This is a genomic window from Allobosea sp. 10L417 (genome assembly GCF_056395485.1).
This window is the reverse complement of record NZ_JBFTJP010000001.1, coordinates 653,951-666,030: the sequence shown is the minus strand read 5'-3', so window position 1 is coordinate 666,030 and position 12,080 is coordinate 653,951. Positions and strand designations below refer to the sequence as shown.

The following is a 12,080-nucleotide window of genomic DNA, read 5'->3' as shown; positions in this document are numbered from 1 at the left end:
GTAGATCGTCATTTGCCTCGCCGTCTCGTCGAATTTCCGCTGCTGCGCCGGCTGAAGCCTGGGCTCCATGTCTACGAAGAGGAGGCGCTGAACGCCGAGCCGGCCATCGGGCTGCTCGACCAGACGATCACGCCGATCGATGCCTTCTTCATCCGCAACAATGGCGACCTGCCGGAGATTGGTGACGAACATGACTGGACGCTGACGATCGACGGCGAGGTCGAGCGCCCGACGGTCTGGACCATTGCGGGCCTGCGGCAGCGTTTCGAGACTGTCACCGTCACCGCTGTCCTGGAATGCGCCGGCAATGGGCGTTCGCAGTTCTCGCCGGCCACGGACGGGCTGCAATGGCGGCTCGGCGCCGTCGGCTGCGCGCGCTGGACCGGAGTGCGGCTGGCGGATGTGCTCGAACATGCCGGCCCGAAGCCGAGCGCCGTCTATACCGGGCATCATGCGCCCGACCGGCAGATCGGCAAGCCGGAGAAGGCGGCCCTTTCGCGCGGCCTGCCGATGGCCAAGGCGCTGGCGCCGGAAACCCTGATCGCGTTCGGGATGAATGACGAGCCGCTGCCTCGCCTCCATGGCGGCCCTCTGCGGATCGTCGCGCCCGGCTATCCCGGTTCTGCCTGGCAGAAATGGCTCGACGGGATCAGCCTGCGCCCGGTCGAGCATGACGGCGAGAGGATGCGCGGCACCGACTATCGGATGCCGCTCCGGCCGATGAGGCCGGGCGAGACGCTCGATGCGGCCAATTTCGCTGTTATCACCGACATGCCGGTGAAATCGCTGATCACCACGCCGGTCGACGGCTTCATGATGAAAGAGGGCGAGCGGCTGACGGTCGGCGGCTTCGCCTGGAGCGGCGCCATCCCGCTCGCGTCGGTCGAACTCTGCTGCGATGACGGCCAGAATTGGCAGGACGTGCCGTTGCTGCCGGGCGAGGGGCATTTCGCCTGGCGGCGCTTCGAGGCTGAGATATCCGCCGATCGGGTCGGACCGCTGGTCATCATGGCGCGGGCGCGGGATGTCGCCGGCAACAGCCAGCCGCTGGAGGTTGCCTGGAACCCGCGTGGCTATTGCAACAATCAGGTGCAGCGCCTGCGTGGCTCGGTCGTCGCCTGAAGCTTTGAACCTTTGCGGCCCTCGCCGCGTCTAATGTTCGGGCCCGCCGCACCGGCAAGGCTCCGCCGCCCCGGTCTCTCCTCCTCCTCCCATCGGCGACCGGGGCGGCTATTCTTCCCTGATCGCGCGCATCCTGGCCCGTGCAAGCTCGTCGTGCTCGGGCTTGACCCGAGCATCTCCTGCAAGATGAGGCTCCTGCGCTTCTTGAGAGCCGAGATACTCGAGTCTGCGCTTCGGCTCGCCCGAAACTGACGCGCCGAGGTCAGGCGGCGAGAAGGGCCTTGCCATCGGCCGCATGGCCGGTCGTCCTGACGATCTGGCCGGCGGCGATATCGCGGTCGAAACGCACCAGCGTGAAGTCTTCGGCCCGGCCGGTGTTGCCGCGCTCAGTCAGGACGCTGAGCAGCCGGCCGACGCGCGCGGCGAGATGCCGTTCATGCGCGGCGCCCGCCGCTGCCCGCAGCCGCGCCGCACGCTCCGCGACGACTTCGCCGGGCAGTTGCGGCATGCGCGCGGCCGGCGTGTCGGGGCGGGCGGAATAGGGGAAGACATGCACGAAGCTCAGCCCGCATTCCTCGACCAGTTCGAGCGAGCGCGTGAACATCGCCTCGTCCTCTGTCGGGAAGCCGGCGATGAGATCGGCGCCGAAGACGATGTTGGGGCGCGAGGCCCGGATCTCGGCGCAAAAGCGGATGGCGTCGGCTCGGTTGTGGCGGCGCTTCATGCGCTTCAGGATGAGGTCGTCGCCGGCCTGCAGCGACAGATGCAGATGCGGCATCAGCCGCGCCTCTGTCGCGAGCAGGTCGCGCAACGTGTCGTCGACTTCGACCGCATCGATCGAGGACAGGCGCAGGCGTGGCAACTCGGGCAGCGCCCGAAGAATTGCCTCCGCGAGAGCGCCGAGTGACGGCTGCTCCGACAGATCGCGCCCATAGCTGGTCAGGTCGACGCCGGTCAGCACGATCTCGCGGGCGCCGGCCTCGACCAGCTTGCGGCATTGCTCCAGCACATCGCCGATCGAGAGCGAGCGCGAATTGCCGCGGCCGAAGGGGATGACGCAGAAGGTGCAGCGATGGTCGCAACCGTTCTGCACCTGGACGAAGCCGCGTGTATGGCCGGTGAAACGGCCGGTGACCGGCGCGCGCAACGTCGTGCGGGCCATGATGTCGCCGACCGCGAGCTTGTCCGCGGCCGTTACGTCCGCGCTGCCGAGACTGTTCGACCGCGCGAGCGCGGCCCAACTTTCGGGACGTAGCTTTTCGTCGTTGCCGAGAACCCGGTCCGCTTCCGGCATCGCCGCGAAGCGGGCAGGCTCGATCTGCGCGGCGCAGCCGGTGACGATGACCGGGCGGTCCGGCTGCTCGCGCTTGAGGCGGCGCACCGCTTGCCGCGCCTGGCGCGTCGCCTCGGCGGTGACGGCGCAGGAGTTGACGATGGCGGCGTCCTTCAGCCCGGCGGCCTCTGCCTGGAGCCTCAGCGCCTCGCTTTCGACGATGTTGAGGCGGCAGCCGAAGGTGACGACCTCCAGAGCATTTCCGCGTTTCTCCGAACCGCGAAAATGCTCCGGGTTACTGTTTGGTCGCATTTTCTTCACGCGAACCGGCAGCACTTCGCTTGAAAATGCTCCGGGCCATCAGGCCGCGCTCGTGAATAACGCCGGGCCGAGCGTGCCTTCCCATTCGAACTCGACCGGGCCGGTCATCAGCACATGTCCGTCGCTCTCGCGCCATTCGATGGCGAGGTCGCCGCCGGGCAGGCTGACCGTGGCCTTGCGGGCGGTCAGCTCGCGGCGCACGCCCGCGACCAGCGCCGCGCAGGCGCCGGAGCCGCAGGCTTGGGTGATGCCGGCGCCGCGCTCCCATACGCGAAGCACGATATGATCGGGCGCCTTCACCGCAGCGAGCTCGATATTGGCCCGGTCGGGGAAGATCGGGTGGTTTTCGAGCAACGGGCCGATCTGTTCGAGATTGTAGGCGTAGGGGTCCTCGACGAAGAAGACCGCATGGGGGTTGCCCATGTTGACAGCGCAGGGCGTGTGCAGGATCGGATTGTCGATCGGCCCGATCTGCAGCTCGAAGCGGCTGGTATCCTCGAAGGGTTCGGCCAGCGGGATTTCATCCCAGGCGAGGCGTGGCGCACCCATATCGACGGTGAACAGGGCTTCGCCCTCGCGCACTGTCGGCAGCAGCCCGGCCTTGGTCTGGAGGGCGAGGCGGGTCTTGCCGCCATCGCCCATCTGCGGATCGGCGACCATCGCCCAGGCGACGCAGCGCGTGCCGTTGCCGCAGGCGCCGGCCTCGGAACCATCGGTGTTATAGATGCGCACGAAGGCATCGGTGCCGGGCGCCACGGCATCGTGCAGGACCATGAGCTGGTCGAAACGGGCGCGGGGTTCGGCGGCGATGGCGCGGGCCTCGGCCTCGCTGACGATATGCTTCGTGCCGCGCAGGTCGAGCACCGTGATCTGGTTGCCGAGCCCGTTCATCTTCAGGAACCGGCGATTGGCCAGAGCGTTCATTTGGTCACACGTCCCATGAATAGTGGGTCTATGGCCGAGGCGACGTGAAAAAGCCACCCTCATCCCGGTTCCTGAGGAAAGGTGGACATTCTATGTTGCGGTGCAAGGGCGCGAATCGCGTGAAACTCAGGACCGTGACGATGCGGTATTCCCGGATTTGTGTTCTGGCGCTCGCCGGTGTGGCGAGCGTGTTCAGCGGAACGGTCTTCGCGCAGGGGCGGGTGGCTTCGCCGAGCCCGGTCGAGTCCGCGCCGCTCGCGCCGCCGCCCGGCGCGGCTCCCCCCCAGGTCCCTGTCGCTCCGGCGCAGGCGCAACCGGGGCCCGAGCAACCCGCGAGCCCGCAGCCGGTGCAGCCGCCTCCGGCGTTGCAAGGGCCGGTGACGCCGCAGCCTGTCCAGCCTGCGCCTACGCCGTCGATGCCGATCGAGCCGCAGCCGGTCCAGCCGCCGCCGACGCTGCCTGCCCCGGGACAGCCGCTGCCGCCCGCGCCATCGCAGCAGCAGACCGGCGTGCCCGATCCCAATTCAACGCTGGCCGGAAAAGGCTCCGATTCCAGCGATGTCGGCGAGGTCGTGCTCGCGCCGAAGCCTGTCCTGATGCAGTCGGGGCAGGCGACCTGGGATCAGGGCTTCCAGAAGCTGTCCAACAGCATCAGGGCTCTGCGAGCCGAGGCCCAAAGGGCTGGGCTGGCCGTGGCCGGCCGTCCGCTCTCGCTCTTCGTCGAGACCACCGATGACGGATTCCGCTTCGAGGCGATGCTGCCGGTGGCGATCCCGCCCGGTGGGCAGGCGCCGTCGCTGGGCCCGGATTTCAGGATGGGGACGTCGCCCGCCGGGCCGGCGTTCCGCTTCCTGCATCAGGCGCCTTATGACGACATCGACTCGACCTATGAGACAATCACCGCCTATCTCGAAGCGAAGAGCATCGTCGTGAAGGATGCCTTCCTCGAGGAGTATGTCAGCGAGCTCAACGATCCCGGCGACCCGAATCTCGAGATCAACGTCTACGTCCAGCCGAAATAGGGCCTTCCAACGCGTCGTACTCGGGCCTGACCCGAGCATCTCTCCTCCCTATGACGCGGGCCCTCAAGCACTCCAGCTCAAGCCGGGCCGCATCGGCCTGAAGCGCTCTTCCGGCAGGCCAGCCGTGGCAAGCGCCACTTTCAACGCTTCCGGCGGGCGCTCTACGCCCTCGTCGGTGAGCTGGAAGGTGCCCCAGTGGTGGCCGATCGCCTGCTCGGCGCGCAGAGCCAGCATGACCTTGACCGCCTCCTCCGGATTCATGTGGTTGTCCGACATGAACCAGCGCGGCTCATAGGCGCCGATCGGCAGCACGGCGAGGCGGAACGGCCCGTGCTCGCGGCCGAGCCGCTCGTAGAGCGAGCCGTCGTGATAGCCGGTGTCGCCGATATGGAAGACCTTGGTGCCGGCGGCTTCGAGGACATAGGAGCACCACAGCGCCATGCGCCGGTCGAACGCGCCGCGCGCCGACCAGTGATAGCTCGGCAATAGCGTGATCGCGACCGCATCGGACAGCTGAAGTCGGTCGTTCCAGTCATGCGCCTCGGCGCGGGCGTCCGGGATGCGGGCCCTGACGATGGCGTCGTTGCCGAGCGGCATGATCATGCGTGGCTGGTCGCGGTCGTGCAGACGCGCCAACGTCTCGATGTCGAGATGGTCGTAATGGTTGTGCGTGATCAGGACCGCATCGATCCGCGGCAGCTCGTCGAAGGCGACGCCGGGTTCGTTCACCCGCTTCGGGCCGACGAAGGAGAAGGGGCTGGCGCGCTCCGAATAGACCGGGTCGACAAGCAGGTTGAGGCCGCCGAGCTGATAGAGAAACGAGGCGTGGCCGAGATGGACGATGCGGACGCCGTCGACGCGCTCCGGCGGCTTGTCCTGCGGCGGCGCGGCGTATTGCGGTGGGAAGGCCTCGCGCTCGCGTTTGCCGGTCTGCCAGCGCAGGACGTCGAACAGCCCCTTGCTGACCGACCGGCCATCGCTGAAGACGACGCCATCGAAATGGTCGCTGACGGGGCCCTGGTAGTAGGGATTGCGTGAGCGGGAGATGGTGGCCCAGGCGGCTCCGGTCGAGGCCAGCAGCGCACCGAGACCGACGAAAGAGAGAAGTTTGCGGCGGGTCATGGTCCAGAAGAGGTAGGCCGCCGCAACGCAGCGTCAAGCCTCCGGCGCCTTGATCGCCAGCGCGTGAACCCAGCGTGTGGCCATGCGGTCGTAGCCGGAGCCCATCTCTTCCTCGATTTTCAGGTCCTGCCAGCGCTCGTCGGCACGGTAGGCGTCGCGCAGCTCGGCGGCCGAGAGGTAGTTGAAATAGCGGCCAAAGCTGTCGCGTCCCTCGGCCTCTCCCGCCTTGAAGCTGGCATAGAAGATCCCGCCCGGCCGCAGCGCGGTATGAATCCGGTCGATGATGCCCGGCAGGGCGGCGCGGGGAGCATGCAGCAGGCAAGCATGAGCCCAGACGCCGTCATAGGCCGCGACCTCGTCCAGATCCTCGAACAGCAGGACACGAACCTTGCGGCCGAGCCGCTCTGCGGCCTGCCGGGCCAGCTCCGGAGAACCGTCCGTCGGGACCAGATCGAAGCCGCGCCGCAGCATCTCCGCGCTGTCCTGACCGCCGCCGCAACCCAGTTCGAGAATCCGCGCGCCGGGCGCAAGCTCCGCTGCGAAGATGTCGATGCGGTGGTGCTCTGCCGGCCGGTCACGCCCCGCATAGGCGCCGGCTTCCTCGGCATAGAAGCCGAGGGTCTGGTCGTCCTTGCTCGACATGGCCGGTGTCAGTTGCTCCCGGAGCGGATCGCGACCGTCGCGACGCCTGCGCCGATCAGCAGCGTGCCGCCGGCCTTGTTGAACAGCCCGATCGCGCGGGGATTGCTGACCACGGCCCGGGCGCGCGAAGCGATCAGCGCGTAGCCCATGGCATTGGCGAAGGCGAGGCTGATGAAGGTCGCCTCGAAGATCAGCATCTGCGTCCAGAAATCGCCCTTGGTGTCGAGGAACTGCGGCAGGAAGGCGACGAAGAAGGTGATGCTCTTCGGGTTCAGCGCGGTCACCAGCCAGGCATGGCCGAGCATCTTCCAGGCGGGGGCGGCATCCTCTCGCGGCTTGGCGTCGAGCGAGCCGCCGGCGCGGAAGAGCTTGATGCCGAGCCAGACGAGATAGGCGGCGCCGATCCATTTCAGCGCGGTGAAGACCATGGCGGAGGTGGCGAGCAGGGCGCCGACACCGAGCATGGAGAGCGTCATCGCCGTGAAATCGCCGAGCGCGACGCCGACGGCGATCGGGAAGGCCGTGCGCCAGCCCTGGCCGAGCGCATAGGAGATGACGAGGAGGATCGTCGGTCCGGGGATGACCAGGAGGACGGCGGTGGCGGCGGCGAAGGCGGCCCAGGCTTCGAAGGTCATGGTAATGGCTCCGCTAAAAACCAGAGCCATCACCAGAAGCGGGTGTTTGTAAAGGGGTCAGCGGATCGGCTGGGGATTGTTGCCGAACCAGACCGTCTGTCCCGTTCCTGCGGCGCCGATCTCGCGGCGAACCTCCGGGTCGGCCGCGACGACCAGCACCCACCAGGCCCGGTAGCTCGTACGCGGGTCCTTGGACAGCGCGATGCCGTAGCGGGTCGCTTCCTTCATCCGCAGATTGGCATCGTGGCCGGGGGACTTGCGCCAGCCGTCGAAAGCCTCCTCGACCGAGAAATAGCCGCCGCCGAGGTTTTCCGCCGCCCGCGCGCTATCGATGCCCGCAGCATGGATGCGGGCGGTGAAGTTGCCGCCCGCGTCGTGCGAGAGCGCGTTGGCGGCAACCATCGCATCGGCCTGGCGCTGTGCCATCGCCATCAGCCGCGGATCAGGCCGGACCGGGCCGAGGCCGTTGCTGGCGCGATACGCGTTGAGGATGCGTCCGGCCTGCGCCGGATCGAGCGAAACGGCACTGAGCTTCTCGACCATGCGGGAATCGAGCGGACCCTCGCGCCGCGGGTCGCCGGCACAGGCGGCAAGGAAGAGGGTGAGGGCCAGCAAAGGCAGGGCGGTCGCAATCTTCATGGGCATCGCTGTCGAATCAGGGGCGGCAGCGATGCGGCCAGATCAGGGCCATTCTGCGGCCGAGGCTCGCGATTCCCTGCACTCCCGGGCAAAAAGCTGGCAGACCTGCTTCCTGCGGCGATGGAGGCCAGCGCCACAAAGACACGCGTATCCGAGGCAAAACCAATCCCAACCTTGACTTTCGCCGCATTCTTCCGCTTTAAGACCGCATTCGTTTCGCCGACATCGCCGAAACCACATCCGCCGACCGGGCCGCGCCAAGCGCTTTCATGAGCCCGGAGGTCAACGTCCGACAGCGCGATTGCGCCCTCGGGCGCGAAACCGTTTGGCGGAAGGTTCTGGTGCTGGCGGTTCCTTGAGGCAAGCAGGCAGGTCCGCATGTTCGGCACGCTCAGCGACAGACTCTCAGGCATCCTTTCGGGGCTGACCCGCCGGGGCGCGCTGACCGAAGAGGACGTCAACGCCGCGCTGCGCGAGGTTCGCCGCGCGCTGCTCGAGGCCGACGTCGCGCTCGAGGTCGTTCGCAGCTTCACGGACAAGGTGCGCGAGCGCGCAGTCGGCGCCGAGGTGCTGAAGTCGGTCACGCCCGGCCAGCAGGTCATCAAGATCGTCAACGACGTTCTGATCGATACGCTGGGCGGCGAGGGCGCGGTCATCACCCTCGATGCCGTGCCGCCGGTGCCGATCCTGATGGTCGGTCTGCAGGGTTCGGGCAAGACCACCTCGACGGCGAAGATCGCCAAGCGCCTGACCGAGCGCAACAAGAAGAAGGTCTTGATGGCGTCGCTCGACACGCGACGCCCGGCCGCCATGGAACAGCTCGCCGTGCTCGGCCAGCAGGTCGGCGTGCAGACGCTGCCGATCGTCGCCGGCCAGTCGGCCGTGCAGATCGCCCGGCGCGCGATCGAGGCGGCTCGTCTTGGTGGCTACGACGTCGTCATGCTCGACACGGCCGGCCGCGTCACGCTCGACGATACGCTGATGGAAGAGGTCGCACAGGTTAAGGCCGCGACCAGCCCGCATGAGGTTCTGCTCGTCGCCGACGCGCTGACAGGTCAGGATGCGGTCAACACGGCGCGCGCCTTTGACGCTCGCGTCGGTCTCACCGGCATCGTCCTGACCCGTATGGACGGCGATTCGCGCGGCGGCGCGGCGCTCTCGATGCGCGCCGTCACCGGCAAGCCGATCAAGCTCGTCGGCACCGGCGAGAAGGTCAGCGAACTCGAGGACTTCCATCCCTCGCGCGTCGCCAACCGCATCCTCGGCATGGGCGACATCGTCAGCCTCGTCGAGCGCGCGGCCGAGACCATCGATGCCGAACAGGCGCAGGCGACCGCGCAGCGCATGGCGAAGGGTCAGTTCGACCTCTCCGACATGCGCGCCCAGCTCCAGCAGATGGAGAAGATGGGCGGCATCGGCGGCGTGATGGGCATGCTGCCCGGTATGAAGCAGGCTCAGTCCCAGCTCGCCAACGCCGGCGTCGGCGACAAGATGTTCAAGCGCATGATCGCCGCGATCGATTCGATGACGCCGGCCGAACGCAAGAATCCCGATCTGCTCAAGAACAGCCGCAAGAAACGCATCGCGGCCGGTTCCGGCACTTCGGCGGAGTCGATCAACAAGCTGCTCAAGATGCATCGCGGCATGGCCGACGCCATGAAGGCGATGAGCAAGCAGAAGGGCGGCATGCTCGGTAAGCTCGGCAGCATGTTCGGGCTCGGCGGCGGATTGCCCGCCGGCATGCCCGATCCCTCCAAGATGGACCCGGCCCAGCTCGCCGAATTGCAGAAGCAGCTCGGCGCGGGCGGCGGCCTGCCGTCGATGCCGCCGGGCGGTTTCCCCGGATTGCCGAAGGGCGTCACCCCGCCGGCGGGCATGATGCCGAAACTGACGGGCCTCGGCGGCGGCGGCCTGCCAGGGCTGGGCGGCAACCCGTTCGGCAAGAAGAAGTAGCTTTCAACGTTACACACGACTTCAAACTTCAAACCAAAGGAAGAAGACCATGTCCCTCAAGATCCGCCTGACCCGCGGCGGCGCCAAGAAGCGCCCCTACTACCGCATCGTCGTCGCCGACGCCCGCTCGCCGCGGGATGGCCGCTTCATCGACAAGGTCGGCTCCTATGACCCGATGAAGCCGAAGGACTCCGCCGAGCGCGTCGTGCTCGACACCGAGAAGGTCCAGTCCTGGCTCGCCAAGGGCGCCCAGCCGACCGATCGCGTGCTGCGCTTCCTCGACGCTGCCGGCCTCGTCAAGCGCCCCGCCCGCAACAACCCGAACAAGGCCGTTCCGGGCGAGAAGGCCAAGGAGCGCGCCGAGAAGAAGGCCGAGAAGGCCGCTGCTCCGGCTGCCGAAGCAGCAGCCGAGGCGTGAGCTTGACCGTCGGCACGTCGGTCTCGGGCGAAGCGCAGCTTCGGCCCGGGGACCTCTCGCGAGGGACGCTCGGGCGCTGCCCGGGCGTGGCGTGCTGATATGGCCGAGCTTATCCTGCTCGGAATCGTCGGCGCGCCGCATGGCGTGCGCGGCGAGGTCAGAATCAAGACCTTTACCGGCGATCCGCTCGCGATCGCCGAGTACGGCCCGCTCTCCGACGGCAAGGGCCGCAGCTTCGAGATCACCGATATCCGCCCCGCCAAGGAAGTGGTCGTCGCTCGCCTGAAGGGCGTTGCGACGCGCGAGGCGGCCGAGGATCTGAACGGCGTCGAGCTGTTCGTTGCGCGCGACAAGCTGTCGGCAGGCGAGGACGAGGACGAGTTCCTGCAGGCCGATCTGATCGGTTGCAGCGTGGTCGGGCCGGACAGCATCCTGCTCGGCACCATCACCTCGGTTGAGAACTTTGGTGCGGGCGATCTGCTCGACATCGAGACGCCGGATGGACGCTCCGTCCTGATGCCCTTCACCAAGGCCTTCGCGCCACGCATCGACATCGCCGCGCGCCGGATCGATGCCGAGCCGCCGCTGGGATTGTTCGAGCCCGACGATGACAAACAATAGGCCCGCCCGCGCGCTGATCTTCGACATGGATGGCACCATCGTCGACAATATGCGCTTCCATGACGACGCCTGGGAAAGCTGGCACGTCAGCAACCAATTGCCGTTCGACCGCAATACCTTTGCGGCGCGGACTGCCGGCATGGCCGGCAATGAGATCATTTCCTCCTATTTCCCGCAGGCGGCCGTGGCCGAGCTCGATGCCATGAGCGATGCCAAGGAAGCCCTTTATCGGGAAGCCTATCTGCCGCATGTCGCGGCGAATGCCGGCTTCCTCGAATTGATCATGCGGGCCGAAGCAGCGGGCATCCCGATGGCGGTGGCGACAGCCGCTCCGCCGGCGAACATCGAGGTCGTGCTCGATACGCTCGGCCTGCGCCAGCGCTTCGCCACCATCGTTTCGCCGAGCCAGGGTTTCCGCGGCAAGCCGCATCCGGACATGTTCCTGGCCGCCGCGGAGCGGATGAAGGTCGCGCCGGCCGACTGCATCGTCTTCGAGGATGCGCCGCTCGGTGTCGAGGCGGCGCGGCGCGCCGGCATGCGGGCCGTTGCGCTCTTGACGATGCTGGATGCGAGTGGCTTTGCCGCTTATGACAATCTGATCGCATCGGCGCGCGATTTCACGGCGCTGGACGGGCTCCCGGCGCTGCGCTTTGCTTGAAGGCATGCCCTTCCGCGCCTCGATCCTGACGCTCTATCCGGAGATGTTCCCCGGGCCGCTCGGCATTTCGCTGGCAGGCGAAGGGCTGCGCAAGGGGCTGTGGTCGCTCGACACGCACCAGATCCGCGACCACGGCATCGGCCGCCATCGCAATGTCGACGACAACCCGGCCGGCGGCGGCGCCGGCATGGTGTTGCGCTGCGACGTGCTGGCGGCAGCGATCGATGCGGCGGTGTCGGCGGATGACGCGCGCCCGCGCCTGCTGATGTCGCCGCGGGGCCGACCGCTCCAGCAGCGCCGGGTGCGCGACTGGGCGGAAGGACCGGGACTCGTCATCGTCTGCGGGCGCTTCGAAGGCGTCGACGAGCGCGTGATCGAGGGGCGCAACCTGATCGAGGTCTCGATCGGCGACTACATCCTCTCCGGCGGCGAGATGGCGGCGCTGACCTTGCTCGACGCCTGCGTCCGCCTGATCCCCGGCGTGATGGGCAAGGTGGCCTCCGGCGAGGATGAGAGCTTCGAGAACGGGTTGCTCGAATATCCGCATTATACGCGGCCGCGCGAATGGGAGGGCAGGGGCCTGCCCGATGCGCTTCTCTCGGGCGACCATGCCCGCATCGCGAAATGGCGACGCGAGCAGGCGGAAAAGATCACGCGGGAGCGTCGGCCCGATCTGATGAAGAGGCATGGCGAGGGCTAAGCTCTTGCCGTCATTCCCGGGCGAAGCGCA

The 12,080-nt window shown here is 67.6% G+C and carries 13 protein-coding genes; 7 read left to right on the top strand and 6 right to left on the bottom strand.

The genetic code is table 11. From position 1 onward, the window contains the following. Nucleotides 1–12 precede the first annotated feature (12 nt). Nucleotides 13–1,122 carry a sulfite oxidase gene (locus AC1DE3_RS03395; RefSeq protein WP_476778921.1) on the top strand — a complete coding sequence of 370 codons (1,110 nt, stop codon included), beginning with the start codon at nucleotides 13–15 and terminating at the stop codon, nucleotides 1,120–1,122. A gap of 262 nt (nucleotides 1,123–1,384) precedes the next feature. Here AC1DE3_RS03395 and mtaB read toward each other — a convergent pair whose 3' ends face one another. Further along, nucleotides 1,385–2,707: a tRNA (N(6)-L-threonylcarbamoyladenosine(37)-C(2))-methylthiotransferase MtaB gene (mtaB, locus tag AC1DE3_RS03390; protein ID WP_476852075.1), complete on the bottom strand. Its 1,323-nt coding sequence runs from the start codon at nucleotides 2,705–2,707 to the stop codon at nucleotides 1,385–1,387. Between the two features lie 48 nt (nucleotides 2,708–2,755). Further along, a complete protein-coding gene (gene dapF / locus AC1DE3_RS03385) occupies nucleotides 2,756–3,640 on the bottom strand; it encodes a diaminopimelate epimerase (protein WP_476778923.1) in 885 nt (294 codons plus the stop codon). 140 nt (nucleotides 3,641–3,780) lie between these two features. On the opposite strand from dapF, the gene AC1DE3_RS03380 reads away from it, so the two are divergent. After that, nucleotides 3,781–4,662, top strand: coding sequence for a GyrI-like domain-containing protein (locus tag AC1DE3_RS03380; RefSeq protein WP_476778924.1), 882 nt, complete (start codon nucleotides 3,781–3,783; stop codon nucleotides 4,660–4,662). A 63-nt stretch (nucleotides 4,663–4,725) separates the two neighbouring features. Here AC1DE3_RS03380 and AC1DE3_RS03375 read toward each other — a convergent pair whose 3' ends face one another. From AC1DE3_RS03375 to AC1DE3_RS03360, 4 genes are read right to left on the bottom strand one after another with little or no spacing between them, the layout of a single operon-like run. Continuing rightward, nucleotides 4,726–5,784: an MBL fold metallo-hydrolase gene (locus AC1DE3_RS03375; protein WP_476778925.1), complete on the bottom strand. Its 1,059-nt coding sequence runs from the start codon at nucleotides 5,782–5,784 to the stop codon at nucleotides 4,726–4,728. A 33-nt stretch (nucleotides 5,785–5,817) separates the two neighbouring features. Continuing rightward, nucleotides 5,818–6,426, bottom strand: coding sequence for a class I SAM-dependent methyltransferase (locus tag AC1DE3_RS03370; protein ID WP_476852074.1), 609 nt, complete (start codon nucleotides 6,424–6,426; stop codon nucleotides 5,818–5,820). An 8-nt stretch (nucleotides 6,427–6,434) separates the two neighbouring features. Beyond that, nucleotides 6,435–7,061 carry a LysE family translocator gene (locus AC1DE3_RS03365; RefSeq protein ID WP_441469808.1) on the bottom strand — a complete coding sequence of 209 codons (627 nt, stop codon included), beginning with the start codon at nucleotides 7,059–7,061 and terminating at the stop codon, nucleotides 6,435–6,437. Between the two features lie 57 nt (nucleotides 7,062–7,118). Further along, nucleotides 7,119–7,700 (bottom strand): CAP domain-containing protein, encoded by a 582-nt coding sequence (locus AC1DE3_RS03360; RefSeq protein ID WP_476778926.1) that lies wholly within the window; start codon nucleotides 7,698–7,700, stop codon nucleotides 7,119–7,121. 378 nt (nucleotides 7,701–8,078) lie between these two features. On the opposite strand from AC1DE3_RS03360, the gene ffh reads away from it, so the two are divergent. The 5 genes from ffh to trmD all read left to right on the top strand — a co-directional run bounded on the left by ffh (nucleotide 8,079) and on the right by trmD (nucleotide 12,050). Further along, the gene (gene ffh / locus AC1DE3_RS03355; protein WP_476778927.1) at nucleotides 8,079–9,653 is read left to right on the top strand and encodes a signal recognition particle protein; all 1,575 of its coding nucleotides are present in this window, start codon (nucleotides 8,079–8,081) and stop codon (nucleotides 9,651–9,653) included. A gap of 49 nt (nucleotides 9,654–9,702) precedes the next feature. Then, complete coding sequence (gene rpsP / locus AC1DE3_RS03350; protein WP_441512070.1) at nucleotides 9,703–10,071, top strand: 30S ribosomal protein S16; 369 nt, start codon at nucleotides 9,703–9,705, stop codon at nucleotides 10,069–10,071. Between the two features lie 99 nt (nucleotides 10,072–10,170). After that, nucleotides 10,171–10,692, top strand: coding sequence for a ribosome maturation factor RimM (gene rimM, locus AC1DE3_RS03345; RefSeq protein ID WP_476778928.1), 522 nt, complete (start codon nucleotides 10,171–10,173; stop codon nucleotides 10,690–10,692). Further along, a complete protein-coding gene (locus AC1DE3_RS03340; RefSeq protein WP_476778929.1) occupies nucleotides 10,679–11,350 on the top strand; it encodes an HAD family hydrolase in 672 nt (223 codons plus the stop codon). Before rimM ends, AC1DE3_RS03340 begins: the two co-directional genes overlap by 14 nt. Nucleotides 11,351–11,354: 4 nt before the next feature. Next, nucleotides 11,355–12,050 carry a tRNA (guanosine(37)-N1)-methyltransferase TrmD gene (trmD, locus tag AC1DE3_RS03335; RefSeq protein WP_476778930.1) on the top strand — a complete coding sequence of 232 codons (696 nt, stop codon included), beginning with the start codon at nucleotides 11,355–11,357 and terminating at the stop codon, nucleotides 12,048–12,050. The last annotated feature ends 30 nt before the right edge of the window (nucleotides 12,051–12,080 follow it).

What these genes read in the sequence shown, in the direction of transcription:
- mtaB (WP_476852075.1), bottom strand. Translation starts at nt 2,707, where the DNA reads ATGCGACCAAACAGTAACCCGGAGCATTTTCGCGGTTCGGAGAAACGC.
- AC1DE3_RS03365 (WP_441469808.1), bottom strand. Translation starts at nt 7,061, where the DNA reads ATGACCTTCGAAGCCTGGGCCGCCTTCGCCGCCGCCACCGCCGTCCTC.
- AC1DE3_RS03370 (WP_476852074.1), bottom strand. Translation starts at nt 6,426, where the DNA reads ATGTCGAGCAAGGACGACCAGACCCTCGGCTTCTATGCCGAGGAAGCC.
- AC1DE3_RS03360 (WP_476778926.1), bottom strand. Translation starts at nt 7,700, where the DNA reads ATGAAGATTGCGACCGCCCTGCCTTTGCTGGCCCTCACCCTCTTCCTT.
- dapF (WP_476778923.1), bottom strand. Translation starts at nt 3,640, where the DNA reads ATGAACGCTCTGGCCAATCGCCGGTTCCTGAAGATGAACGGGCTCGGC.
- AC1DE3_RS03340 (WP_476778929.1), top strand. Translation starts at nt 10,679, where the DNA reads ATGACAAACAATAGGCCCGCCCGCGCGCTGATCTTCGACATGGATGGC.
- AC1DE3_RS03375 (WP_476778925.1), bottom strand. Translation starts at nt 5,784, where the DNA reads ATGACCCGCCGCAAACTTCTCTCTTTCGTCGGTCTCGGTGCGCTGCTG.
- rimM (WP_476778928.1), top strand. Translation starts at nt 10,171, where the DNA reads ATGGCCGAGCTTATCCTGCTCGGAATCGTCGGCGCGCCGCATGGCGTG.
- AC1DE3_RS03380 (WP_476778924.1), top strand. Translation starts at nt 3,781, where the DNA reads ATGCGGTATTCCCGGATTTGTGTTCTGGCGCTCGCCGGTGTGGCGAGC.
- trmD (WP_476778930.1), top strand. Translation starts at nt 11,355, where the DNA reads ATGCCCTTCCGCGCCTCGATCCTGACGCTCTATCCGGAGATGTTCCCC.
- rpsP (WP_441512070.1), top strand. Translation starts at nt 9,703, where the DNA reads ATGTCCCTCAAGATCCGCCTGACCCGCGGCGGCGCCAAGAAGCGCCCC.
- ffh (WP_476778927.1), top strand. Translation starts at nt 8,079, where the DNA reads ATGTTCGGCACGCTCAGCGACAGACTCTCAGGCATCCTTTCGGGGCTG.